The organism is Nonomuraea turcica (genome assembly GCF_030718205.1).
Classification (GTDB): Bacteria; Actinomycetota; Actinomycetes; order Streptosporangiales; family Streptosporangiaceae; genus Nonomuraea.
This window is the reverse complement of record NZ_JAUZQF010000014.1, coordinates 148,219-170,917: the sequence shown is the minus strand read 5'-3', so window position 1 is coordinate 170,917 and position 22,699 is coordinate 148,219. Positions and strand designations below refer to the sequence as shown.

The window sequence follows — 22,699 nt, the reverse complement described above, 5'->3', positions numbered from 1 at the left end:
GCGCTAGCTGTCTATACAGCTATACTAGTCCGGCAGTCCAGAGGAAAGGTGAACATGAGGCCGGAATTCGAGCACGCCATCCGCCAGATCTCCACGAGAGTCGCCTACACGTCGCCGTACATGCGGCTGCGCGAGGACAGGATCGTCCGCCTGGACGGCTCCGAGGGCATCTACACCTACGTGGACAAGCCCGACTTCGCGCTGGTCATCGCCGTTGAGGACGGCGGCTTCCATCTGGTGGAGCAATACCGGTATCCGGTGCGCTCGCGGTCGTGGGAGTTCGTGCAGGGGTCTCTGCCCGGGCTGGCCGTGGGCGACCCCGAGTCGCTGGCCCGGCAGGAGCTGCTGGAGGAGACCGGCATCACGGCACGGGTGATGCGCCGCCTGGGACGGCTCAACTGTGCGACGGGCATGTCGTCGCAGGGGTTCGATGTGTTCGTGGCCTCGGAGCTGTCCCACGGTGCGGCCGAGCCGGAGGTCGAGGAGCAGGACCTGCGCCGCCGGTGGTTCTCGCGGGCCGAGCTCGAAGGCATGATCCGCGACGGGCTCGTTACCGACGACTCCACCCTGGCCGCGTACACCCTGTTCCTCCTGCACATGCCGCCGGCCTAAGCGCTCCAGGCGGAACCTGTCTGGGCGAGCCGGTGGCGTGAAAGGGCGCCCCCGCCGCCTGTGGGATCGGGCTGCCCAACCGCACTCAGCGGGGCACTGGACGACCTCACCGGTTCGGGATGGCGGGCGGCGGGGGCGCCTGCTCAGGTGAGCTGCAAGGCCGGCATCTCGGCCGGCGCGGCCGCTTCGCCGTAGATGTGCAGGTCCGGGCGGAAAGCGGCCAGGTACGCGTCCCGGTCGCGGAAGGTCGCGGCCAGGGCGTCGCCGTAGTCGATCAGCTCCCGGTGCGCGTGCCTGCGCGGCTCGTACCGGGCGTACAGCAGCCGGTCCAGCAGTTCCGCGTCACCTCCTGCCGCGCTGATGACGTCGGCGAGGATCTCCGCGTCGTGCAGCGTGTAGCTCATCCCCATGCCCGTCATCGGGTGGCACGCGAACGCGGCCGAGCCGAGCAGGGCGGCGTTGCCCTTGTGGTACGCCGACACCCGCAGCGACGAGACCTTGATCAGCTGCCACTTGGCGGGCTGGAGCGCGTTGAAGGCGTCGGAGCTGTCGGTGACGAACTTCTTCAGCTCGTCGATCAGGGCGGGGATGCCGTCCTGGAAGATCTCCTTGTCGTCGTCGGGGGGCAGGCCGACGAACACCCTGGCCTGGTCCCTGTTGAGCGGGTAGAGGTAGGTCAGCCAGCCGTCGGAGCTGAAGTACAGCCGGTTGAGCCGGGCGACGCTGGCCGTCAGCGGCACGGTGGCCACCCGCATCAGCAGCCGCTCGTACGGCATCGTGACCTGCTCGATGCCGAGCGCCTGGCGTACGGCGGACTTGGTGCCGTCGGCGCCGATGACGACGTCGGCCCGCAGCCGCCGCCCGTCGGAGAGGATGAGCTCCTCGACCCGGTCGTCGCCGACCGCGATGTCGGCGATGTCGGCGTCGAACCAGAAGTCGACGCCTTCCATCGCGCAGCACGTGTAGATGAGCTCGACGAGCTCCTTGTAGGGGCGGATGAGGAAGCCGCCGTCGGGGAAGCGGCATTCCCTGATCGGGTCGCCGTCGTGGTAGTAGCGGATGATGTCGCGCCGCAGGCCATGGCGTTCGACGAGGTTCGCCAGCCCGTGGCGGGCGAGCACCCGCAGGCCCGGGGGTTTGAGGAAGTCGGCACCGGCGCTGGGGATGGAGGGTCCCTGCTCGATGACGACGACGCGCCGGCCGCGCCGGGCCAGGAGTAAGGCCAGGAAGCAGCCGCCGAGCCCGGCGCCGACGATGGCTACGTCGCACGATGTGGTTGCCATGACGAGAGCCCTTTCGGTGGTTCGAACTAGTGCGTATTCCCGCGGGTCCCGGCGAGCGGTCCGGCCTCGGCCGCCCGCGGCCGCGGGATGTGGTCCATGGGGGGTGTGCGGGTCTCGACAGGCAGCAACGCGTCCGCCTCCGCCGCGACGGTGGCGAGGGTCATCCGCAACTCCAGCAACATCCGGCGCGGCACCTTGATCATGACGTCGCCGGGGTCGGGCCGCAGCCGGGTGATCTTCGTGAGGGCCAGCGCGCCCATGAGGACCGAGATCGCCACGCAGATCGCCAGCGCGCCGGCCAGGCCGGCGAAGGGGCCCGCGAAGGGCCCGGCCACGAACGGGTGGTCGATGACGACTGATACGACGGCGATGCCGACGGCCCCGCCGACCATGCGGGCCATGGTGGCCGCGCCGACGGCGGAGGCGTACTGCTGCGGGCGGGCGGCCAGAGTGGTGGCCACCGAGGTGCCCGGCGCCAGCGCGCCGACGCCCATCCCGAGCACGACGCTCGCGACCAGTCCCCAGACGGTGGGCCCGACCTGGGTGAGCACGAGCACGCAGGCGCCGCCGCAGAGCAGGGAGCCCGCGTAGATCAGGCCGTACGCGCCAATCCGTTTGACGATCTTTCCGGCCAGGAAGCTCGTCACGACGACGGCCACCGACGTGGGCGTCAGCCACATGGCCACCTCGAGCATCGGGTAGCCGAGGTGGAGCAGGTACAGCGGCTGGACGGTCAGCAGCCCGTACGACAGCGCGCCGAACCCCCAGGTGGCCAGCCAGCCCCAGACGAACTTGGGCCGCCGCCACAGCGCCAGGTCGATGGCCGGCAGGCGGTGGTGCTTGGCCTGCGCGAGCGCCCCGCCCAGCAGGAGGAGGGCGGCGAGCGCCAGCCACACCACGTCCATGCCCCAGGCCATGGCCTTGGAGATGGCCAGCACGATGACCGCGATCCCGGCGGCGAGCAGCCACGCGCCGAGCACGTCCGGCAGGCCCTTGGCGCCGGCGCGTCTGCCCGAGGGTAGCCCGAAGCAGGCGATCAGGAGCGCGACGCCGATCACGACGTCGGGGATGAACAGGGACCGCCAGCCGACGGCAGCGGCCAGCCAGCCGCCTCCCGCCTGCATGAGCAGGCAGCCGAGCCCCGAGGCGGAGCTCCATAGCGCGATCGCGCCGCGCCGCTGTGACTCCGGCAGCTCCCCCAGGAGCAGCCCGAGGCTGGCCGGGATCATCGCCGCGGCGCCCGCGCCCTGAACGGCCCGTGCGGCCAGCACGAGCGACCAGGAGTCCACGGCGACGGTGGCGATGCCGCCCAGCACGAACACCACCAGCCCGACGGCCAGCACCCGGCGGCGGCCGAACAGGTCGGCCCAGCGGCCCGCGGTGGCCAGCAGCGCCGCGATCGGGATGAAGGCCGAGCTGGTCAGCCAGACCAGGTCGCCGAGGGGCATGCCGGCGCCTGCCGGCGTGTAGCGCAGCACCCCGACCGCCAGGGTGGTGGCCGTGGTGTCGGCCATCACCGTGAACATGACACCCGCACCGACCAGCCGCAGCATCACCGCGTGGCGGCGGCTGACGCCGGCCGTGCTCGTCCCCCGTGCCGGTGACGAACGCACGTGGTCACCTCCAAGCTATGCGTGGTCTCCGCCGGCCGGCACACTCCGGCTGTGCGACCGGCGAGGATGGACATGTCGTTTATGGCGAAATAAGTCAGGCGCCGTACCGGCCAGGTGAGAGCAGGCCGTCCGGGTCGAGCGCGGTCTTGAGCCGGTGGAGCATGCCGAGGCTGGCGGTGCTGGTCTCGGACCAGACGTCGGCCGCGGCGTGGTCGATGTCGGAGCGGTAGATCGCGCAGCCGTGGCCACGCAGCAGGCAGTTGCCGTCGTTGCGGAGCTGGTGCGCCCGGTAGGGAGCCTCCGGCGCGCCGCGTTCGAAGAAGATCTGGATGACGCCGTTGGCCATGTGCGTGCTGACGAGATTCCACTCGACCATGAGGGCGGTGGTGTGCGCGTCCACGGCCGTCTGCAGGGCGGCCACGATCTGCTCGGTCTTGCGCGCGTTCGTCGGCATCAGCGGCATCAGCGCCAGGAAGCCCATCCGGCCTTCGTCGATCTGGTCGCAGGAGCTCACGCCGAGCGCGTTGCGTACGCCCAGGCACGTGGGGATGCCCTGCGCCATGAGCGACCTGGCGTACAGGGGGTCGCCGGGCCGCACCTCGGCGGCGTCGAGAACGCGCAGCGCCTCGGCGCCCTCGACCTCGACCAGCGCCTTGCGCAGCAGCTCCTCGGCCAGCTCGACCGCGGCGTCGCTGCCGAACAGCGGCCCCATGATGGTGAACAGGCCGGGGTCGGCGCCCTTGGGCAGCAGCCAGTCCCCGTGGCTCGGGACGAGCGCCAGCTCGCGCACGCGCAGCATCCCGTCGGCGGGGTTGCCGCGGCGCAGGAAGCCGGCCATCGCGTCGAGCGCGACGCCGGCCTGGTCGCGCGGGATGCGGCCGTGCACGAGGCCGACGGTCTGGGGACGCGGCACCAGCGCGACCGCCATGGCGGTGACGATGCCCAGGTTGTGCTGGACGAACGCGGACGTCAGGTCGGGTCCGGCGACCCGGCCGTGGTAGCGGCCGGACGGGTCGAGGCCGCCGGTGGTGACCACGCTGCCGTCGGCCAGCACGGCCTCCAGCCCGGCCACGTCGTGGACGCGGGAGCGGAAGGTGCCGTCGCCGCGGTCGAGGGCGTTGCCGACGACGGAGGTGTCGGCACAGGAGTTGGTGACGTTCAGCATCCACGGGGTGTCGCGCAGCACCGCGGCGAGCTGCGCCTGCGTGACCCCGGGCTCGATGACGGCGAACCCGGCCTCCAGGTCGAGGCTGCGGATGCGGTTCATGCCGCCGAGGTCGACGACGACGTTGTCATCGGTGACCGGCATGGACGAGCCCATTCCCCAGTTCCTGCCGGTGCTGATCGGGTAGAGGCGGCGCCTGGCCGTCGTGGCGCTCCGTACCAGGGCGCGGACCTCGTCGAGGGTGCGCGGCGCCTCGGTGCCCGCAATGGAGCGAGGCTGGTGACCCCCGACGTCACGAGGCATCAGCTCCACTCGCGTGAGCTCCTGCATGTCTCTCCTCAGGCTTTCTACGGGCTAGGCGGTGTGCTGGAGCAGGTCGTCGATGGAGCCGATGGCCTGGTTGGACATCTCCCTGATGCCGAGCAGCCGCTGCTCGACGAAGATGTCGGTGTCGGGGAGGGCGTCGGGGATGTCGAGCGGGCCGGAGCCCGCGGAGCTCGCGCGCGGCGGGGACTGCACGGGAACCTCGTGCAGCGCGTAGGGGTGACGCCGCGGGCGGACGGTGTCGGTGTCGTGGGACTCGTGCCTGGTGCGGCCGGGCAGGTGCGGGGGGGTTCGCATGACGGGAGCTCTCCTACCGGATGTGAATGGGGTTTTCCGGGCGGCCGCTCTCCGTTGAGCGGCGTCAGTGTCAGCGCGCCGGAGCTCGGCCCTCCTCGTGGCCGGGATGTCCGGCCCGTGGGATGACCGCCGCGGGGATGGCCCGCGCGAGCTCCGGCACACCGTGGTTGATGACGCTCGCGGCGATCCGGCGTTCCGCCAGCCCCATGTGGGGGCGGCCGCCGCCGGTGGAGCTCGGCCGGGCGGCCGAGCCACGGATCATGGAGCTGGCGTGCACCCATCGGCGTGACTCGGCCAGCACGTCCCGTTGTGCGCGGCGCAGGTCGGAGTGCCGCGCGTACTGCTCGCAGACGGCGCCCGCGAGCACCCGCGCCATGACGAGGTGCTCGTCGCAGGCCGTCGCCAGTTTCGACTCAAGGCCGATGACCTGGGCCAGGAGCAGCTGCAGGTGGGGCAGTCCTGAGCTGCGCTCGAACCCGGCGAGCTCGGCCAGCCGCTCGGGCCAGCGCAGCCGGCGCTGGATCGAGGCGCACGTGGCGGCCACGACCTGCGCGGCGGGCTGATCGTCCGGGTTGTGTCCCTCGAGCTGCACGGCCCGCTGGGCGGTGTGCTCGAAGTCGGACAGGCGGCGCAGGCCGCTCTGCAGCAGGCGTACGCGGTTGTGCAGGCAGGCGGCGCTCCAGCCGAGCACCAGCAGCCGGTTCTGGTCGGCCTCGCAGTGCCAGCCGACCAGGGACACCTCGCGGGCCATGCGGTGGTAGAGCACCCAGGCATCCGGCGGGGCGGGCGGCGCGGGGGTGTCGATCCACACCTGCAGGCCGCCCGGGGGCAGCTCGCCGACGCCGATGTCCATGCCGTCGGGCGCGACCCTGGCGCAGATGCGCCGGACCACGCTCGTGTGCTCCGGAGCCACCGGTACCGGGCCTTCTAAGACAGGCGGCACTCGCTCGGGGGCCACCTTCGCCCTTGGCTCGATGCTCATCTGAGGCCACCTCCTGACCCGAGGGCCATATTCGATCCCTGTAAATTCACACTTAATGTTGCCGCTCTGATCGTGAGCAGCGGGCCGTTTTCTGTCAACTGGCACTTAACAGATACAGTATGGATCCCTCGCCGCGAGGCTAGGCGGCGGCGTGAACGGATGACTTCCCGCAGGTGAATCCGGTGTTACGGGCCGTGGCCGATCTAGAGTCCGAACGGTTCCGGCACGCGTGAGGGACCGGCCGGGAGAGGTCCGCGCCGGAGCCTGGAACAGTGGTCGCGACCAGGTCGCCGGCCTTCGTACGGCCCCTCGGCGACCGGCGCGTCGCTGGCAGGAGGCGGCTACTGCCCGCTACCGCGGCACTCCCCCAAGTCCCGGCTCTTACCTGATCGATAGTGATTCGTCACTAGACCGGATTCGTCGCAATCGACCGCCCGGCGCGGACCCGGCTACAGCGGATTGTCGTGGTCGCCGGTGCGCTGCGCCGGAATGCTCGGCCCCATTCCGTAATGGCGGTAGAGCTCCATCTCCTCCGCCACGCTCAGGTGCCCGTCGACGTCGATGTGCGGCGCCGCGTGAACCGCTTCCCGATCGAAGGGAATCTGAATCTCGTGGCCCGCGCGGTGACTGCCGGCCAGCGGCACGAAGGTCTGCCTCATCCCGAGGAACCCCGTGCGCACGGTCACCCACTCGGGCTCGTCGGTGCGTTCGTTGAGGTAGACCTGGCCGACCTCGCCGATCGGCTCCCCGTTCGGCCCGATGACATGACATTCGAGCAGGTTGCGAATCTCGGTCTGCGTGGCCACGACGATCCCCCCGACGCGATGACCTGCCCTAAATGTGACGAATACCCCATATCACCCTATTTGCACACTCACTCGCCATGGGCGCCGCGCAGCGCGGACAGGTGCTGCTCGAGCGTCGGGGCCGCCTCCTTGGCCAGGGCGACGACCGCCGGGGACGATCCGCGGGAGATCTCCATCTTGGTGGCCGCGATCGCGGCCATGTGCTCGTTGGTCATGGTCGCGAGGAACTCCTGGTCGAAGTCCTTACCGACGGCGGCCCGCAACTGGAGGATCTCCTCCCGCTGATGGGCGGAGATCGACTTGGGCAGCTGGACGCCCAGCCGCGTGGCGAGCTGGGCGACCTTGATGTCGAAGGTGGTGTGGTCCTGGACGAGCGTTTTGCCGATCGCCTTGATCCGCTTCGTGGAGCCCTTGCCCTGTGCCAGCCGCCCCGTCTGGATCTCTGCGACATTGCCCTGGTGGATGGTCCGCATCCAGGCCCTGTCCTGTTCGGACGGCGGCGTGTCGGTCTTCGGCGCCAGGGCTGCGGTGTTGGTCGGCGCCTCGGCGCATCCGGCCAGCGCGGCGGCGGCCAGCAACAGGGTCAGGCGTGTACGCATGGGCGTTCCTATGACATGGCGACACTTTTCCACTACGCACAGTAATCGCAACCCCGTGGATGACCCCCGCATTCCGGTGGCCTGGGCGCGCCCTGCGCCCGGGCGGCCGTTTCCCCGCCGCCAAGGATCGCCCGATGACGGCGACGATCTCGTCGAACGGCACCGTGACCATGTCGTGTGGCCGCCTGGGTGGCCACGGGCCGGGTTCACCGGAGAGCGTGCAGGCGTGGCGGGAGGCCGAAGGCACGGGGCAGGACGGTCAGCGGAAGCTCAGCTCCAGGGTGGTGTGCTGCTTGCGGATGACGATCCCCTCGGCGTCCGCCTGCCCCGGGTAGGCCGTCACCCGCAGGTCCCCCGCCTGCGGGCGGCCCGCCTCGTCCCAGGCGGCGACGTGCGCGGCCAGCTCGGCCGCCAGCCTGGCGCCGGCGCCGCCGTGACCGCGGGCGACCAGGAACCCCTCGGCCGCCAGCACGGCGATGCTGTCGCCCTCCACGATGCCCGCGCTGAACGTCGGCCCGGCGGCCGTCTGACCGCTGAGCGCGCACCAGCGCGGCTCGTGCAGGGCCAGCCACAACGACATGCCCATGCCGATCACGGGCATGGGTGCGGGCTCCTCGACCTTGGTGGTGATCTCGGTGGGCACCGCGTCGAGCGCGGCGGCCACGTCACCGAGCTTGCGCGGCCCGGGAAGCGCCATGATCAGCTCGGGATCCCGGCGCAACACGATGATCACCTCGGGACCGGCGAACGGCCCCCTCATCCGCATGAACCCGCACGGCGCCACCGACCGGCTCACCCAGTGCCCGTTCTCACGCTCCATGGCCACGGACACCTGCACGCCGCGCAGATCCAGCGGCACCACCAGCCGCCCGTCCGGGCGCAGTTGCGCCAGCCAGGCGGGCGCCAGGTCCCACACGCCGACGGTGGCGATCAGGCGGTCGTACGGGGCCAGCTCGGGGTGGCCCGCGGCGCCGTCCCCGCGCACCACCTTCACCCGGGACTCCCCCGCGGCCGCCAGATGCTCCCTGGCCCCCGCGACCACGTCCTCGTCGATGTCGACGCTCACGACACGCCCCTCGGGACCGACAAGGCGGGCGAGCAACGCCGCGTTGTAGCCGGTGCCCGCGCCGATCTCCAGCACCCGGTGCCCGAGGGCCACGGCAAGCTGGTCGAGCATGGTGGCCATGATGGCGGGCTGCGACGAGGAGCTGATCGGCCGGCCCTCGTCGTCGCGTTTGGTCACGATGGGCTCGTCGCGGTAGGCGTCCTCGGGGGCGACGCCGGGCACGAAGAGATGGCGCGGCACGGCCCGCATGGCCGCGGCCACGGGCTCGCTGACGTCCTGGCGCTCCCGCAGCAGCGCCACCATGGCTTCCCTCTGCGTCGCGACGTCCATGCCCCCATTGTCGCGCCTGCAGCACAGAGAATTGTTGGTAAAGAACGAGTCAGGAAGGGTTGGGAGCCGATTGAGGGGGAAGGGCAGCCAACTCCTGACCGTCGACCGTGAGGAGGAGCCGTAGTGCTCACCCTGACAGCCAACGCAGCCCAGGCGATTCGCGATTTGACCGCGTCCGCGCCCGAAACGGCCCAGAGCGGGATCCGCATCTCGTCTCAGGGCGAGGGCGCGAGCTCGCTCACCCTTTCGCTGGCCACCGCACCGGAGCCGGCCGATGCGATCGTGGAGGCCGAGGGGGCGCGCGTCTACCTGGATCCCGTCGCCGCCACCGTACTGGAGGACAAGTCTCTCGACGCCGGAGCCGATGACCAGGGAAGCGTGTCGTTCCTGGTCACCGACCAGACAGCCTGACTCCACACGGGCGCGCCCCCGCCGCGGCCTGCCAGGTCGCGGCGGGGGCGGTCGCTCAGCCGCCGGACAGCAGCTTGTGCAGGTAACGCAGCTGCTCCTCGGACTGGAAGCCGCCGCCGCCCTCGTGGTTGTTCCAGGGCCAGACGGTGATCTCCTTGGGGCCCTGCCAGTGGTTGTATCCGGCGAACACCGTCGACGGTGGGCACACGTCGTCCATCAGCGCGACCGAGTACAGCGCGGGCACCCGGCCGCGGGCGGCGAAATTCAGGCCGTCGAAGTATGACAGCGTGCGGAACACCTGCTCGGCGCTGTCCCTGCGGGTCGCCAGGAACCTGACCAGCTCCTGGTACGGGTCACGCCCGGTGATCTCGACCGCCCTCCGGAAGTGGGTCAGGAACGGCACGTCGATGAGGGCCGCCTTGACCGCCGGGTGCAGCGCAGCCGTGGCCTGGGCGATGCCGCCGCCCTGGCTGCCGCCGGAGACCACGATGTGGCTCGCGTCGACCGCCGGGTGTGCGAGCGCCGCGTCCACGGCCCGCACGGCGTCGGTGAAGACCCGCCGGTAGTAGTAGTCCTCCGGGTCGAGGATGCCGCGGGTCATCATGCCCGGAGCCTGCGGGTTGGCGCTGCCGTGCGGGTCGCCGGTGGTGCCTGGGCTGCCCACGTTGCCGCCGCCGTGGCCGCGGGTCTCCATCACGAACACCGCGTACCCGGCGGCGGGCCAGAACAGGTGGTCCTTGGGGAACCCGCGCCCGCCGCTGTAGCCGATGTAGTGCATCACGCACGGCACCGGGCCCTCGGCGCCGCGCGGCAGCAGGAACCAGCCGTTGATCCGGTGCCCGCCCCAGCCGGCGAACGACACCTCGTACACGTCCACGGCGGCGAAGGGCAGGTCGTACGGGACGTACTCGGCGGCCAGGTCGTACTGCCCGGCCTCGGCCAGGGTGCGGGACCAGAAGTCGTCGAAGTCGGCGGGCTCGTCGCGGTCGGGGAGGTAGGCGCGAAGCTCCTCGAGCGGCAAGTCGAACAGTGGCACGGGTTCTCCAATTCCATCGAAGGATGGTGATATTTCATCCCATCGTGGCGGAAAGCGCTATCCCACCCCTCCGGCTTTCCGCGGCGTCCGGTGAAAGCGACGCTCCCGGGTAGAGGCGATCACGTGAGCAGACACGTCGTCCAGATCCCCTACTCCCACCTCCATCCCGGCCTGATCCTGGACGCTCCCGCGGGCGCCCACGACTTCCTGGTGCACTTCGGCGACGACTCCGAGTCGCGGGCGCAGTTGCTGAGGGACGACACGGGGCGGCCTGTCCTCAGGATGGGCGGCTACATGACGGCCCAGGGCACGGTCGTCGACGAACGCGTGTGGACCGTATGCGAAGCCGCCCGGCACGGCGACCACATCCGGCTCCGCCTGGGCCGCTCCCTCGCCTAGGCCTGGCCACGCCGGGCCGTGTGAGCGACCGGGCCGGTGAGGCGGTCCTGCGCGGGGCGCGGCCCCGGACAGGGCGCGTGCCGGTTCAGGATTGGGCCTGGGGGTGGGGGGACGGACGGGCGGTGCAGGAGCCGGCCTTGGTGGAGGCGACCTTCCACTCCGCCCCCGGGAACGGGCTCATGAAGTGCGTCAGCAGGTCCACCGCGTAGTCCGGCGCCTGACCGCCGGGATCGAGCAGGGACACCATCTGAGGCCCGTCGGCGCCGCGCAACGTGATCGAGTTGCCGGTGCCCCCGGCCGCGAAGCCCGGCTTGGCGTCGACGGTCACGCAGGCCAGGCTGATCCCGGCCGCCTCGATCTCCTGCTTGGCCCCGATCCGCCGCATCCGCTGGTCGTAGCGGCGCAGCGCGAGCGACGTCGTGGGCCCGAGCCGCATGGAGTCGCGGAAGACGTCGTTGCCGAGCTCCCTGCTCAGCTTGACCTCCATGGCGACGTCAGGCCGCAGGTCCACCCCCTTGGCGGAGATGTCGAGCCGCTCGTAGTTCCCCTCGAAGCCGGGAGCGACGTACCCGAGCGCCGGTGGCGCCTTCAGCCCGAAGGGGATCTTCCCCGGCCGGACGCGCAGCCACGACACCCGCCGGGCCGACAGCCTCAGGTCCTCCACCGAGCTGGCCCCCAGCCCGAAGCTCCCGCCGAGGTGGTACGTCAGGAATCCGGTCGTGTACGGGATCTCCTGGCTCATCGTGATGCCCTGCCGGGCGACGGGGTCCAGCTTGAGCCCGCCGCGCACCGCGATGCGGCCCGTGGGCACCGGCCTGGAGACGAGGTCGAGGGTCTGGTCGGGATTGAGCCTGATCGTGGTGTCGGCGGCCAGATCCTGCACGGAGAGCGACACGTCCCCGTACCGGCCGGAGGGATCGACGAGGCCGCCCTCCACGCCGAGGTACCCGTCAAGGGTGCTGACGCCGCCCTCCGCCTTGTACGTGACGGCCGGCACGCCGAGCGCGGCAGCCGAGGCGTCGGCGTCCACGCCGAACGTGCCGGGCACGTCGCCGAGCCGCAGCTCGCCGGTGCCCTTGCCAGCCAGCGTCACCTTGGCGACGAGGCGCTTGACGGCGGCGGAGTTGCGTACGCGGATGCGGGTCTGCGCGCCGTACGTGCCCTGGACGGACACGGCGGCGGGCACCGGGTCGATGGCCACGTGGCCGCGCAGGTCCCCGGCCTCGGCCGTCACGGCGAGCGCGCCGAGCGTGGCGGCGGGCTCGATGCGGTACGAGGCCTGGACCGTGTTGCCCTGCCCGACGCCGAACGGCCCCAGCGACATGCTGGTGATCTTGGAAGGCAGGCCGGTCAGCGTGGCCTTGGCCTTGATCGGCACGGGCGTCAGGACGCTGCTGGCGAGATACACCCCCAGGCTCCGGCGACGGGGGCTGAAGCCCGAGAACGCGAACGTCTTGTTCGCCAGGTCCACCGACACCTGATCGGGCAGCCCGGTGACGTCGAGGTAGCCCTGCAGCCCGAAGCAGCCGCGGTCGGGCGTGCAGAAGGGCCCTGGTGCGCAGCCGGATGAGCCGGGCGCGCAGCCACCGTCCACCAGCGACACCCCGCCCGGCAGGGCCGGCGCGGCGCGCATCTTCTGCAGCGCCCCCGTCTTCCCGAGCCAGGCGCGGGCGCGCACGTCGAGGCGGGAGCCGGAGTACGTGAGCTTGCCGTCGGCGACCGAGACCGCCAGGCGGCCGGGCACGGGCCCGAGACTGCCGGCCAGGCCGAAGCGCACGTCGCCCTGCGTGACGTCGGCGTCCACCGCGAGGGTCTGCCTGGCCGACCGGAAGTCGGCGGTGAACCCCTGCGCGGCAGGACTGAACTCCACCTGCGACAGCCCCTTGACCAGCACGCTGGCGTCCAGGTCTCCGGACGCCTGGTCGTAGTGCGCCGCCAGGTGAGGTCCCGTGGGCGCCGTGGCGTCGTCGTGGTTGGTGAAGGCCAGCGCCGCCGAGCCGACCGGGCCCGACAGGCCCCGGAAGCGGTACGACGCGGCGTTCCACGAGGCGTCGAAGCGGGCGGGCACGCCGGTCACCTCGGCGGCGGCCCTGGCGTAGCGGTCGCCGAGCTTGGCTCTGGCAAGGGCCGACACCTTGGCGACCGGCGTGTCCGAGTTCCAGGTGAGCGTCTGGGCCTTGGTGTCGGCGACCAGCTCGACGTGCTTGCGCACGCCTTCGACGGTGGTCCGCAGGTCGTCGCCGGTGCCACCGGTGGAGGTCACGTGCGCTTTATTGGCATAAATCTGGATTTGGCGGATCTTCGAGGATGCGTCGATCTTGACCGTCGTGCGTTCGCCCAGCTGCCACGACGCCTTCACGTCGTCGCGCACGCCGAGCACGGTGCCGTCGATCGTGGGTCCCGACTTGACGTTCGCGTACGCGGCCCGCAGCTTGTCGATCAGACCGCTGGCCTGGTATTCGGCCTTCCTGGCCGCCGGGTCGAGCGTGACGTCCACGGTGGCGGGCGTGTTGGAGATCTCCAGCCGGGCCAGATGGGCGCCGTCGATGCTGGCCGCGCCCACGAACGACCGGCCGCTGGAGTCCACTTCCAGGTGGACGTGCGGCGCGGCCCCGTACGTGACCTCGAATCCGGACAACCCCGTCAGCAGCCCCGACACCCCGACCGCGGCACCGTTCTTGATCATGGTGACGTGGCCGCCACGCGGGCTGGAGATCGCGCCCTCGTTACGCTGCAGCACCACCGCGAACCTGCCGATGGGCGAGCTGGTCGAGTGCGTGACGCGGTGCTCGGCCAGGTTGTTGACCAGGCGCACCTTGGCGGGCAGGTCGCTCAGCTCGGCGCGCAGGACGGTCTTGTCGGCGTTCCTGTCGAAGAAGAGCAGCTCCGCGGCGCCGGCGCGGGGGCGTCCCGAGTCGACGGACAGGGTCTGGCGGCCGTTCGCGGCGGCGTACTTGGCGGTGAGGGTGGGCGGGACCTTCCGGAGCTCGGCGCTCACCGCCCTGGCCAGCCGCCCGTCGCGGTAGGTGTAGTGGTGCACCCGGGCGCGGGCGACGGGCGACGGGCCGGCGAAGCGGATCTCGCCGCCCGCCAGCCGCACTTCGGCGCGGGTGGGCATCCGGTCGAGCACGGCCTGGGTGAACTGGCGTCCGGTCACGGCCAGCGCCTCCAGCTTGGCGGGCGCGGAGGCGGTGACGTCGAGTGTGGGCGGGTCGAGCGCGGCGCTCACGGTGAGCTTGTCGGTGGCCGGCGTTTGGCGCAGGCTCACCGCGCTGCGGCCGGTCAGTCCCGCGATCACGGCCGCGGACGCACCCGGATCCTTACGCCGGACCGAGGCCTTGACCCGCTTGCCCGCCAGGTCCACGGTGAAGGTGCCCCAGTCGTAGTCCGACAGCGACGAGCCGCGCCGCAGCCCGTCGAACCCGACCGACACCTTGCCGTCGTACTCCGCCCAGACCTGCGCCTTGAGGTTCTCCCGCGTCAGCCGCTTGACCGCGAAGCCCAGCCCGACCGCGCCTTCTCCGGGCATGGCCGCCGGGACCAGGTCGGCGGCCAGGTCGGGCAGGCCGTCGCCGGTGACGTCGGCGGCCGCGGGCACGCCGACGGGCTGCTGGATCGAGCAGGACACCGGGACCTCGGCGCTCTCGACGCACAGCCGGTACGTCAGCCCCGGCACGGCCTTGCCGAGCCCGTCGAACACCTTGACCACCGAGGCCAGCGGCTTGATCAGCGACAGCGTCTCGGCCTGCGCGGTGTCCGGCAGGATCTTCCGCACGTCCGGCACCTGCCCGCCCACGCCCTCCTCCTCCAGGACGGCGGCGGCGTCGGCGGTGACCTGGTTGATCAGCCCGGGTCCCGCGGCCGTGGTCACCTCGGGCTCGCCGGGGCCCACCTGCGCGTTCACCGCCGGCCGGACCGCGAGCGACGGCCGCGTGGGAACGGTCACCGTGGCGGCCGGCGGCTCCTCGACGGCGGGCACCGGCCGGACCGTGACGGCCGTCCCCGCTGATGTGCGCACCTCGGCCTGGGCGGCGGGCGGCACGGCCACCAGGACGGCGGCGGCGATGGACGTCGAAGCGAGCACGCGCAGAAGGGCGTGCGGCATGAAGCTTTCTCCCCCGGACCGGTCTAATTCATCCCATCAGAAACAATGGTCACGAGACGACCATATTTCCTCACCGGTAGTCAAACCGTCACGGAAATGGAACTCCAACCTCCGGGGAGAACCGCAGGCCCCTCAGGAGTGGTACGGACGCAGCCGCGGCGAGCCCGCCCAGGGTCAACGGACTCCCGCAGCGGCGTCAGGACGCGTCGCCTGGCGGCATCACCACCGCGTCCGGGCCCGGGAAGACGAGCTGCTCGTGCCCGTCGTCGTAGCGGACGACGAAAGGCGGCGAGCCGCCGGCGCCGCGGACCTCGATGATCTGGCCCTTCCTGTCTTTCTGACCGACGACGTGGCCGTGCACGAGCAGAATGTCACCGACGTTCGCCTGCATGATCGCTCCTCTCAGCTGGGCAAGGACAACTTTGAGGTTCCTCCCCACCTTGCATCAGCCGTAGCACCGAGGGAAGGCCGGCATCCGGGGCCTCGGCATCTTTTCCGGCGTGGCCTAAGGTTGACGTATGAAGGCTTCTTCAAATAACCAGGTGTCGGATCTGGAGAGCTGCAGCACCCGGGTGGTGGACGCCGAGCGGGTCGCGGTGGTGCGCTCGCGCATGCCCGGTGACGGTGATCTGGCGGACACCGCGGATGTGTTCGGCCTGCTGTCCGATCCCGGCCGGTTGCGGCTCTTGCTGGCGCTGCTGGAGGGCGAGCTGTGCGTCTGCGATCTCGCCGTGGTGAGCGGGCTGAGCGAATCGGCCACCTCACACGCGCTGCGGCTGCTTCGGGCGCATCGCGTGGTGTCGGTGCGGCGGGCCGGCCGGATGGCCTACTACCGGCTCGACGACGCGCATGTCCGGATGCTTCTGGATCTGGCGGTGGCGCACACCGAGCACACGCAGGCCATCCATCCTGAACGCGACGAGCGCAAGCAGGGCTGAGCTCGCATGCGGCTCGGCGGCGGCCGACAGCCCGTCGTGTTGACAGGCCCGTGACAGATGTCGCTATCGTTCATATGTGAACAGCTATTCAGGAGTTGAGAGCGCAGGCCGGCCCGCCCGCCACCGGTCCGCCGACGTGCGGCTCGACCTGTCCGGCAGCGTTCGCATGCATGCAGGCTCTCGAGACGGCGAGGTCACCGGATGAGCGCCGGGCACGGACACGGACATGGCCACGCCGGCGGCCGCCACCGCTGGCGGCTGGCCGTCTCCTTCGTGCTCATCGGCCTGTTCTTCATCGTCGAGCTCGTCTTCGGGCTGCTGTCGGGATCGCTGTCCCTGTTGTCGGACGCCGGGCACATGGCGGCCGACGTGGTCACCCTCGGCGCCGCGCTGGTCGCCACGCGCATCGCCACCCGGCCCGACACCACCGGCCGGCGCAGCTACGGCTCCTACCGGGCGGAGGTGTTCGCCTCGTTGCTGGCCGTGGCCATGATGCTCGGTGTCGCCGTCTACGTCGTCATCGAGGCCATCAGCCGCATCGGCGGCACGGCCGAGGTGTCCTCCGGGCCGATGCTCGTCGTCGGTGCGATCGGCCTGATCGTCAACGTCGTGGCCCTGCTCCTCCTGCGGTCGGGCGCCGCCGAGAGCCTCAACGTGAAGGGCGCCTACCTGGAGGTCGTGGCCGACACCGCGGGCTCGGCCGGCGTCATCGTCGCCGGCTGGCTCGTCGCCACCACCGGTCAGCCTGTCTGGGACACCCTCGTCGCCCTGGCCATCGGCGCCTTCGTCGCCGTCCGCGCCGTCTCCCTCGGCCGCCAGGTCTTCGCCGTGCTGGGTCAGCACGTGCCGGAGGGCGTCGACGCCACCGCGGTCGCGACCGACCTGTCCGCCATCGACGGCGTATGCGACGTCCACGACCTCCACCTGTGGACGCTCACCTCCGGCATGAACGTGGCCACCGCCCACCTGGTCACCAGCGACCCGAACGACAACCACGCCGTCCTGGACCGGGCCCGCGACGTGCTGCTGCGCCGCCATCACATCGCCCACGCCACCCTGCAGGTCGAGCCGACCGATCATCAAGGATGCGACGAACTGGGCTGGTGAGTGGCTAAGGGGCGCAAAAGCAACGGGTGGCGCAGGAGTCCTTCCTGCACCACCCGTACTCTCTGGCGACCTGGGTCAGGCCTTGTACTCGGGGTAGCCGTAGCCCACGACGTGGGACTTGGGCCGGATGCGCTGCTCGACCTTGCCGTTGCCGGTGTTGCCCTCGATCGCGGTGATGGTGCCGTCGCCGTTGTCCTTCTTGACCATGCCGACGTGGTCGATGCCGTCGGTGCCCTGGCCGTTCCAGTCGTAGAAGACGACGGCGCCGGGCTTGGCCTCGGTGCCCCAGTGCTTGTTGGCCTGGAACCACTTGGCGTAGCTGACGGTGTAGGCGTCCCAGCCCATGGTGGGGCGGGCGCCGGCCTGCTCGCCGACCCAGGAGATGAACATGGCGCACCAGGGGGCGTTGGCGTAGGCCTGCAGGCTGCCGCCGTCGCGGGCGACGGTCTCGGCTGCCCGCGGGGAGGACATGTACCAGCTGTGGAACGGGGTGCCGCCGCCGGCGGCGTTCTCGCTCACGCCGATCTGCGACTCGGCGATCTTCAGTACGGTGTCGGCGCTCACCTGGCCGGCGCCCTTTTGCGGGATGGCCTGGGAGGCGGGCAGGTTGGACCGCGCGGGTTGCGTGGACTGCTGGTCGGCGGCGAAGGCCGGGGATCCGGCGACGACCGTCGCGGTCATCCCGGCGGCGACCAGGGAGAGGCTTGCGGACGTCAGGGCACGAGCGAAGACGTTCTTGGCCATGGGTGAAAGATGCTCCTAGCTTCCATGCCGCCTACCGGGTTAGCTGACGGGTTCGGGCGTGGAAGTGCCCTACGGGGCGCTCGTGTCGAGCGCGCCGATTCACCCCAGATGAAGTGGGTCCCCGGTTCCGCAGATTGCGAATTCGGCGGCCGCGTCATGGTCACGGACTCGAAGGTCCATGCCGATGAGACGCGGTCTCGGCAATACGGAGGACGTTACGCGGCACTGCCAGGCGTACGCCCTGAGTCCTAAAGGTAAGCGAACGGCATAGAGAGATGCAAACCCCGATGGGGAGCAGGCAACAGAATGCCCTATGACATAGGCGATCGAGGCGAAATTCTTTACCTACTCCGGGCCCTTGACGGGGTTTTCCAAAGGCGCCCGGCAACGGCGACCTCTGCCCGGCCAGGAACCGTCACGGCGGGCGCTGCGTGCCTGGTCACAGCCTCACGGGAATGCATTGGGCCCCGCTTGCGCTATCTGAGGATAGATATATACCTTTTGCGTAATCGCGGTATACGTTGTGGCGAACTGTCGTCACCGTCGTTGCCGTTTTGTTGACCGGACCGCGCCTCCCGAGGGGATCCCTGGGATGGCGTTCGGCCGCCGAATCCGCGCCTCGCGGAGCCGGGGATCCCCACCTTTCTGCGCGCGTCGGGCACTTCCACGCCCGAACCCGCCAGCTAGCCCGGTAGGCGGTATGGAAGCAAGGAGTCAATACCCCATGTCCAAGCCCCGGCTTGCCGCAGTCGCCCATTCCCTCAAGTCCCTCAAGAACCGTCTCGACCTTCCCAGGAAGACGCTCAGCCTCGCCGTCGGTGGCGCGATCCTGGCCGCAACCGCCGCACTCACGGGTGTGGTCGGCACCGCCATCGCCTCATCCCCTAAGCACAGTCCGGTGCACGAGGCTCAGCCCGCGTCCCGATCCCTGGCCTTCGGCCTGGACATCTCCAACCACGAGCCGCTGTACGACTGGAGCGCGAGCTCGGCCCAGTTCGGCATCATCAAGGCCACCGAGGGCACGAGCTTCCGTGACGCCTCGTTCGCCAGGCACTGGCGCGAGCTCGACAAGAAGCAGATCGTGCGCGGGGCCTACCACTACGGCCACCCCGGCAACGACCCCATCGCCGAGGCGGAGCACTTCCTGTCCGTGGTGAACTCCCAGCCCGCCAAGCAGGGCGACCTGCTGGTCCTGGACCTGGAGACCACCGACGGCGAGTCCGCAGGCGAGGTCAACGCCTGGGCGAAGGCGTGGTTGTCGCACGTCAAGGCCAAGACCGGGGTCACCCCGATGTTCTACAGCGGCTGGAACTTCGCCGACACCTACGGCAAGGGCCTGGCCGAGTATCCGCTGTGGGTCGCCCACTACAGCAAGCCCAAGGGCGCGCTCACCCCGCCCGCCGACTGGAAGTCGTGGACCATCCACCAGTACACCGACGTCCCGGTCGACGAGAACGTCTCCGCGCTGACCCCCGAGGAGCTGCGTGACCTGGGCCGCCCCGCCGTCTGACACCCTTGCCCCGGCCCACGGTCGAGGACGCCGGGGGTGGCGTCTCCCCGTTCGCCACCCCCAAGGTCCTCAGGGACGGATGAGGACCTTCAGCGCCTCGCGGGCGGCCATCGCCCGATAACCGTCCGGCACGTCGTCCAGGCCGACCGTGCGGTCGAAGACACGGCCGGGCTCGATCGTCCCGTCGAGCACCTCGGGAAGCAACTCCTCGATGTAAGCGCGAGCCGGCGCCACCCCGCCGGTCAGGGTGAGGTTGCGCAGGAACTCGGCAAATCCCATCGGCACCTGCTCATACTGCGGCACACCGACCCGGCTCACCGCTCCGCCGTCGCGGGCCACGGCGAAAGCCGTCACGATCGCCTCTTTGGTGCCGACACACTCCAGCACCGCGTGGGTGCCGTCGCCTCCGGTCAGCTCACGCACCCGTTCGACGCCCTCCTCGCCCCGCTCGGCGACGACGTCGGTGGCGCCGAACTCTCGCCCCAGAGCGGTGCGGCCCTTGTGCCGGCCCATGAGCATGATGCGCTCGGCGCCGAGCCTCTTGGCCGCGAGCACCGCGCACAGCCCGACCGCGCCGTCGCCGATCACCGTCACCGAGGTGTGCAGCCCGACGCCGGCCGTCACCGCGCAGTGGTGGCCGGTGGGGAGCACGTCCGACAGGGCGAGCAGGGACGGCAGCAGCGGGGAGTCCTCGCCGACGAGCAGCTTGACCAGGGTGCCCTCGGCCTGCGGCACGCGGACCGCCTCGCCCTGGCCGCCGTCCACGCCGTCCGCCGCCCAGAAGCCGCCGTGCCGGCAGGACGTCTGCAGACCCTCGCGGCAGAAGTCGCAGGTGTTGTCCGACCACACGAACGGCGCCACCACCACGTCGCCGGTCTTCAGCCGGGACACTTCCGCGCCGACGTCCTCCACCACGCCGAGGAACTCGTGGCCGATGCGTTCGCCCAGCTCGGTGGCGGGCCTCGCCCCGTACGGCCACAGGTCGCTGCCGCAGATGCATGAGCGCAGCACGCGCACCACGGCGTCCGTGGGGTGCTGGATCTTCGGGTCGGGGACCTCCTCCACGCGAACGTCACGGGCACCGTAGATCAAGGTTGCTCGCATGAGGGCCTCCCCGTCGTGATTCTCCCGTCGTCACAGGTACCCGGGGTCGGCCGAGATCGCGTGATCGGCACGTCTGCTCCAGGTCCGTTGTCGTTAAAGACGCCCCGCATTGACATGCAAGTCGCTACTTGCCTATCGTGGGGTCCGTGGGCGACGTGTTCAAGGCCTTGGTCGACTCCACCCGGCGCAAGATCCTCGACGAGCTGACCGAGAAGGACGGGCAGACCTTGTTCGAAATCTGTACGCGCCTGGCGATGAAATACCAACTCGGCTCCTCGCGGCAGGCGATCTCCCAGCACCTGGACGTTTTGGAAGCCGCCGGCCTGGTGGAGACGCGCCGCGAAGGCCGCTACAAATTCCACTTCATCAATACGGCGCCGCTCGAGCCCATTGTCGACCGATGGCTCAGGCGCGCCCCGAAGGAGTCACCATGAAGATCCACCTGTCCAGCGTATTCGTGGACGATCAAGAACAGGCCATGCGCTTCTACACCGACGTGCTGGGCTTCACGGTCAAGCACGACGTCCCGCTGGGTGAGGACCGCTGGCTGACCGTCGTGTCACCGGACGACGTGGACGGCACCGAACTCGTCCTCGAGCCCTCCAGCCACCCCGCCGTGCCGCCCTTCAAGGAGGCACTGGTGGCGGACGGCATCCCGATGACCTCGTTCGCGGTGTCGGACGTGCATAAGGAGTACGAGCGTCTGAAGGGCCTCAGCGTGCGCTTCACGCAGGAGCCGACGGTCATGGGACCGGTCACCACGGCCGTCTTCGACGACACCTGCGGCAACCTCATCCAGATAGCGGCCCAGGGATAACCACCGGCGGACCGAGCGCTGTTCTCTGCGCCGGTGGTGCTGCGGTAACGCATGCGTGCCTTCGTCTTCACCGGTCCAGGACGCGCGGAGGTCCAGGAAGTGGAGCCGCCCGTGCCGGGGCCCGGTGGGGTGGTGGTCGAGGTGGAGCGGGCCGGCGAGGGCGTGGATCCCGCCAGGGTCGGGCGCCGGGTGACCGGCGACAGCATGCTGGGGTGCGGCGGCTGCGCGCGGTGCTTGGCGGGCCGCCGGCACCTGTGCGCCGACCGATACGAGATCGGCGTGCGCAGCGGCTGGCCGGGAGCGCTGGCCGAACGGCTTCCCGTGCCCGTTCGGGCGCTCCAGCCGCTGCCCGGCCCGGTCGATCCGGTGCTCGGCGCGCTGGTGGAGCCGGGCGGGAACGCGTTGCGGGCGGTCCGCGCCGCCGCGGTGGCGCCCGGCGCTCGCCGGCGTTCGCCCGCTCGCTCGGCTTCACCCGCACCTGGACGACGCCTCCGGAGCCGTCATCGAGGTTCGACGCTGTGATCGACGCCTCGACGGGGTCCGGCGCTCCCGCGCTCGCGCTCGAGGCCGTGGAGCCGGGCCGCAACGTCGTCTTCATCGGCCTGTCCGCCGAGCCCAGCCTGGCCGACACACGCCGCCTAGTGCTCAAGGACGTGACCGCCGTGGGCGTGCTCAGCGCCACCGGCGGCCTCGAGGGAGCCATCGACCTGTACGCCTCCGGTCAGGTCGATCCGCGTCCGCTGGTCGCCGCCACCGTCCCACTGGACGAGGCCGCCGCGCCCGCTACACCCGATCGCACCGAGATCCCGTCACAGCCGGATCTGCCCGCAGAGATCCCCCGCTCTGGGCTGACGCGCATCCGAAAATCCGTCGCCCCGGATCTGCCTGCTGGTTAGCGTTTCCCGGTGGACATCTACCTGGAGACAGACCGGCTGATCCTGCGCCGCTTCACCGAGTCGGACGCCGACGACCTCTTCCACCTGCACAACGATCCCGACGTCATGCGATACCTCAACGGCGGCAAGCCGACGCCCCGCAAGATGATCGTCGAGGAGACGCTGCCGAGGTTCATCGCCTCCGGTTTCTGGGCGGCGATCGAGAAACCTTCGGAGGCGTTCCTCGGCTGGTTCCATTTGCGGGCGGCCAAGGGCAAGCCCGCCGACGAGCCGGAGCTCGGCTACCGGCTGCACAAGTCGGCCTGGGGGAAGGGGTACGCCACGGAGGGCTCGCGGGCACTGATCGACAAGGCGTTCGGGGAGCTGGACGCGCGCCGCGTGTTCGCCCAGACGATGACGGTGAACCTGGGATCGCGGCGGGTCATGGAGAAGTCCGGGCTGAGGCACGTACGGACCTCCTTCATGGACTGGCCCGACCCCATCGACGGCACTGATCAGGGCGAGGTGGAGTACGAGCTCCTGCGGCCCGACTGGGAGGCCCGCCGGCCAACGTGA

24 protein-coding genes and 2 riboswitches are annotated in these 22,699 nt (G+C 70.6%); of the genes, 11 read left to right on the top strand and 13 right to left on the bottom strand.

Annotation, left to right across the window (positions count from 1 at the left end; genetic code table 11):
• Positions 1 to 54: 54 nt before the first annotated feature.
• Entirely contained in the window at positions 55 to 612 is a 558-nt protein-coding gene (locus Q9G87_RS33350) for an NUDIX domain-containing protein (protein ID WP_305920516.1), read from the top strand.
• Positions 613 to 755: 143 nt separating this feature from the next.
• Here Q9G87_RS33350 and Q9G87_RS33345 read toward each other — a convergent pair whose 3' ends face one another.
• The 8 genes from Q9G87_RS33345 to fxlM form a co-directional block, all read right to left on the bottom strand.
• Complete coding sequence (locus tag Q9G87_RS33345) at positions 756 to 1,895, bottom strand: FAD-dependent oxidoreductase (RefSeq protein WP_305920515.1); 1,140 nt, start codon at positions 1,893 to 1,895, stop codon at positions 756 to 758.
• 26 nt (positions 1,896 to 1,921) lie between these two features.
• Positions 1,922 to 3,508: an MFS transporter gene (locus Q9G87_RS33340; RefSeq protein ID WP_305920514.1), complete on the bottom strand. Its 1,587-nt coding sequence runs from the start codon at positions 3,506 to 3,508 to the stop codon at positions 1,922 to 1,924.
• A gap of 94 nt (positions 3,509 to 3,602) precedes the next feature.
• The gene (locus Q9G87_RS33335) at positions 3,603 to 5,003 is read right to left on the bottom strand and encodes an FAD-binding oxidoreductase (protein ID WP_305920513.1); all 1,401 of its coding nucleotides are present in this window, start codon (positions 5,001 to 5,003) and stop codon (positions 3,603 to 3,605) included.
• Between the two features lie 24 nt (positions 5,004 to 5,027).
• Positions 5,028 to 5,294 carry a hypothetical protein gene (locus tag Q9G87_RS33330; RefSeq protein WP_305920512.1) on the bottom strand — a complete coding sequence of 89 codons (267 nt, stop codon included), beginning with the start codon at positions 5,292 to 5,294 and terminating at the stop codon, positions 5,028 to 5,030.
• Positions 5,295 to 5,364: 70 nt separating this feature from the next.
• On the bottom strand, positions 5,365 to 6,276 hold the full coding sequence (locus Q9G87_RS33325) for a hypothetical protein (protein WP_305920511.1): 912 nt from the start codon (positions 6,274 to 6,276) through the stop codon (positions 5,365 to 5,367).
• A gap of 449 nt (positions 6,277 to 6,725) precedes the next feature.
• Positions 6,726 to 7,082, bottom strand: a complete 357-nt coding sequence (locus Q9G87_RS33320) for a PRC-barrel domain-containing protein (RefSeq protein WP_305920510.1) — start codon at positions 7,080 to 7,082, stop codon at positions 6,726 to 6,728.
• A 68-nt stretch (positions 7,083 to 7,150) separates the two neighbouring features.
• Positions 7,151 to 7,681 carry a DUF4142 domain-containing protein gene (locus tag Q9G87_RS33315; protein WP_305920509.1) on the bottom strand — a complete coding sequence of 177 codons (531 nt, stop codon included), beginning with the start codon at positions 7,679 to 7,681 and terminating at the stop codon, positions 7,151 to 7,153.
• Positions 7,682 to 7,940: 259 nt separating this feature from the next.
• Positions 7,941 to 9,077 (bottom strand): methyltransferase, FxLD system, encoded by a 1,137-nt coding sequence (gene fxlM, locus Q9G87_RS33310; RefSeq protein ID WP_305920508.1) that lies wholly within the window; start codon positions 9,075 to 9,077, stop codon positions 7,941 to 7,943.
• 123 nt (positions 9,078 to 9,200) lie between these two features.
• Here fxlM and Q9G87_RS33305 point away from each other — a divergent pair, with 123 nt between their 5' ends.
• The gene (locus Q9G87_RS33305) at positions 9,201 to 9,488 is read left to right on the top strand and encodes a Fe-S cluster assembly protein HesB (RefSeq protein ID WP_305920507.1); all 288 of its coding nucleotides are present in this window, start codon (positions 9,201 to 9,203) and stop codon (positions 9,486 to 9,488) included.
• Between the two features lie 55 nt (positions 9,489 to 9,543).
• Here Q9G87_RS33305 and Q9G87_RS33300 read toward each other — a convergent pair whose 3' ends face one another.
• Positions 9,544 to 10,524: an acetylxylan esterase gene (locus tag Q9G87_RS33300; protein WP_305920506.1), complete on the bottom strand. Its 981-nt coding sequence runs from the start codon at positions 10,522 to 10,524 to the stop codon at positions 9,544 to 9,546.
• A gap of 123 nt (positions 10,525 to 10,647) precedes the next feature.
• Between Q9G87_RS33300 and Q9G87_RS33295 the strand changes: the two genes are divergently transcribed.
• On the top strand, positions 10,648 to 10,923 hold the full coding sequence (locus tag Q9G87_RS33295) for a hypothetical protein (protein ID WP_305920505.1): 276 nt from the start codon (positions 10,648 to 10,650) through the stop codon (positions 10,921 to 10,923).
• Between the two features lie 85 nt (positions 10,924 to 11,008).
• Here Q9G87_RS33295 and Q9G87_RS33290 read toward each other — a convergent pair whose 3' ends face one another.
• Both Q9G87_RS33290 and Q9G87_RS33285 read right to left on the bottom strand, forming a co-directional pair.
• Positions 11,009 to 15,028 carry a hypothetical protein gene (locus tag Q9G87_RS33290; protein ID WP_305920504.1) on the bottom strand — a complete coding sequence of 1,340 codons (4,020 nt, stop codon included), beginning with the start codon at positions 15,026 to 15,028 and terminating at the stop codon, positions 11,009 to 11,011.
• A 196-nt stretch (positions 15,029 to 15,224) separates the two neighbouring features.
• Entirely contained in the window at positions 15,225 to 15,419 is a 195-nt protein-coding gene (locus tag Q9G87_RS33285) for a DUF1918 domain-containing protein (RefSeq protein ID WP_305920503.1), read from the bottom strand.
• A gap of 127 nt (positions 15,420 to 15,546) precedes the next feature.
• Here Q9G87_RS33285 and Q9G87_RS33280 point away from each other — a divergent pair, with 127 nt between their 5' ends.
• Both Q9G87_RS33280 and Q9G87_RS33275 read left to right on the top strand, forming a co-directional pair.
• Positions 15,547 to 15,966, top strand: coding sequence for an ArsR/SmtB family transcription factor (locus tag Q9G87_RS33280; protein ID WP_305920502.1), 420 nt, complete (start codon positions 15,547 to 15,549; stop codon positions 15,964 to 15,966).
• A 201-nt stretch (positions 15,967 to 16,167) separates the two neighbouring features.
• Positions 16,168 to 17,073, top strand: a complete 906-nt coding sequence (locus Q9G87_RS33275; protein ID WP_305920501.1) for a cation diffusion facilitator family transporter — start codon at positions 16,168 to 16,170, stop codon at positions 17,071 to 17,073.
• Positions 17,074 to 17,148: 75 nt separating this feature from the next.
• Here the strand turns inward: Q9G87_RS33275 and Q9G87_RS33270 are convergent, their stop codons facing one another.
• A complete protein-coding gene (locus Q9G87_RS33270; protein WP_305920500.1) occupies positions 17,149 to 17,817 on the bottom strand; it encodes a CHAP domain-containing protein in 669 nt (222 codons plus the stop codon).
• Between the two features lie 13 nt (positions 17,818 to 17,830).
• Positions 17,831 to 17,975: riboswitch (cyclic di-AMP (ydaO/yuaA leader) on the bottom strand.
• 436 nt (positions 17,976 to 18,411) lie between these two features.
• Positions 18,412 to 18,530, top strand: a riboswitch (cyclic di-AMP (ydaO/yuaA leader).
• Between the two features lie 11 nt (positions 18,531 to 18,541).
• Here Q9G87_RS33270 and Q9G87_RS33265 point away from each other — a divergent pair.
• Positions 18,542 to 19,327 carry a glycoside hydrolase family 25 protein gene (locus tag Q9G87_RS33265; RefSeq protein ID WP_305920499.1) on the top strand — a complete coding sequence of 262 codons (786 nt, stop codon included), beginning with the start codon at positions 18,542 to 18,544 and terminating at the stop codon, positions 19,325 to 19,327.
• Positions 19,328 to 19,396: 69 nt separating this feature from the next.
• Here the strand turns inward: Q9G87_RS33265 and Q9G87_RS33260 are convergent, their stop codons facing one another.
• Positions 19,397 to 20,431, bottom strand: a complete 1,035-nt coding sequence (locus Q9G87_RS33260; RefSeq protein ID WP_305920498.1) for a zinc-binding dehydrogenase — start codon at positions 20,429 to 20,431, stop codon at positions 19,397 to 19,399.
• A 146-nt stretch (positions 20,432 to 20,577) separates the two neighbouring features.
• Between Q9G87_RS33260 and Q9G87_RS33255 the strand changes: the two genes are divergently transcribed.
• From Q9G87_RS33255 to Q9G87_RS33235, 5 genes are read left to right on the top strand one after another with little or no spacing between them, the layout of a single operon-like run.
• A complete protein-coding gene (locus tag Q9G87_RS33255) occupies positions 20,578 to 20,865 on the top strand; it encodes an ArsR/SmtB family transcription factor (RefSeq protein ID WP_305920497.1) in 288 nt (95 codons plus the stop codon).
• Positions 20,862 to 21,248: a VOC family protein gene (locus Q9G87_RS33250; protein WP_305920496.1), complete on the top strand. Its 387-nt coding sequence runs from the start codon at positions 20,862 to 20,864 to the stop codon at positions 21,246 to 21,248. Before Q9G87_RS33255 ends, Q9G87_RS33250 begins: the two co-directional genes overlap by 4 nt.
• A gap of 51 nt (positions 21,249 to 21,299) precedes the next feature.
• A complete protein-coding gene (locus Q9G87_RS33245) occupies positions 21,300 to 21,770 on the top strand; it encodes an alcohol dehydrogenase catalytic domain-containing protein (RefSeq protein WP_305920495.1) in 471 nt (156 codons plus the stop codon).
• Positions 21,767 to 22,144 (top strand): MDR/zinc-dependent alcohol dehydrogenase-like family protein, encoded by a 378-nt coding sequence (locus Q9G87_RS33240; protein WP_305920494.1) that lies wholly within the window; start codon positions 21,767 to 21,769, stop codon positions 22,142 to 22,144. The genes Q9G87_RS33245 and Q9G87_RS33240 overlap by 4 nt, the downstream gene beginning before the upstream one ends.
• A gap of 9 nt (positions 22,145 to 22,153) precedes the next feature.
• Positions 22,154 to 22,699, top strand: a complete 546-nt coding sequence (locus Q9G87_RS33235) for a GNAT family N-acetyltransferase (RefSeq protein WP_305920493.1) — start codon at positions 22,154 to 22,156, stop codon at positions 22,697 to 22,699.

Coding starts and splice junctions, on each gene's coding strand:
- Q9G87_RS33350 (WP_305920516.1), top strand. CDS start 55: ATGAGGCCGGAATTCGAGCACGCCATCCGCCAGATCTCCACGAGAGTC.
- Q9G87_RS33345 (WP_305920515.1), bottom strand. CDS start 1,895: ATGGCAACCACATCGTGCGACGTAGCCATCGTCGGCGCCGGGCTCGGC.
- Q9G87_RS33335 (WP_305920513.1), bottom strand. CDS start 5,003: ATGCAGGAGCTCACGCGAGTGGAGCTGATGCCTCGTGACGTCGGGGGT.
- Q9G87_RS33330 (WP_305920512.1), bottom strand. CDS start 5,294: ATGCGAACCCCCCCGCACCTGCCCGGCCGCACCAGGCACGAGTCCCAC.
- Q9G87_RS33325 (WP_305920511.1), bottom strand. CDS start 6,276: ATGAGCATCGAGCCAAGGGCGAAGGTGGCCCCCGAGCGAGTGCCGCCT.
- Q9G87_RS33315 (WP_305920509.1), bottom strand. CDS start 7,681: ATGCGTACACGCCTGACCCTGTTGCTGGCCGCCGCCGCGCTGGCCGGA.
- fxlM (WP_305920508.1), bottom strand. CDS start 9,077: ATGGACGTCGCGACGCAGAGGGAAGCCATGGTGGCGCTGCTGCGGGAG.
- Q9G87_RS33290 (WP_305920504.1), bottom strand. CDS start 15,028: ATGCCGCACGCCCTTCTGCGCGTGCTCGCTTCGACGTCCATCGCCGCC.
- Q9G87_RS33285 (WP_305920503.1), bottom strand. CDS start 15,419: ATGCAGGCGAACGTCGGTGACATTCTGCTCGTGCACGGCCACGTCGTC.
- Q9G87_RS33280 (WP_305920502.1), top strand. CDS start 15,547: ATGAAGGCTTCTTCAAATAACCAGGTGTCGGATCTGGAGAGCTGCAGC.
- Q9G87_RS33275 (WP_305920501.1), top strand. CDS start 16,168: ATGAGCGCCGGGCACGGACACGGACATGGCCACGCCGGCGGCCGCCAC.
- Q9G87_RS33270 (WP_305920500.1), bottom strand. CDS start 17,817: ATGGCCAAGAACGTCTTCGCTCGTGCCCTGACGTCCGCAAGCCTCTCC.
- Q9G87_RS33265 (WP_305920499.1), top strand. CDS start 18,542: ATGTCCAAGCCCCGGCTTGCCGCAGTCGCCCATTCCCTCAAGTCCCTC.
- Q9G87_RS33260 (WP_305920498.1), bottom strand. CDS start 20,431: ATGCGAGCAACCTTGATCTACGGTGCCCGTGACGTTCGCGTGGAGGAG.
- Q9G87_RS33250 (WP_305920496.1), top strand. CDS start 20,862: ATGAAGATCCACCTGTCCAGCGTATTCGTGGACGATCAAGAACAGGCC.
- Q9G87_RS33245 (WP_305920495.1), top strand. CDS start 21,300: ATGCGTGCCTTCGTCTTCACCGGTCCAGGACGCGCGGAGGTCCAGGAA.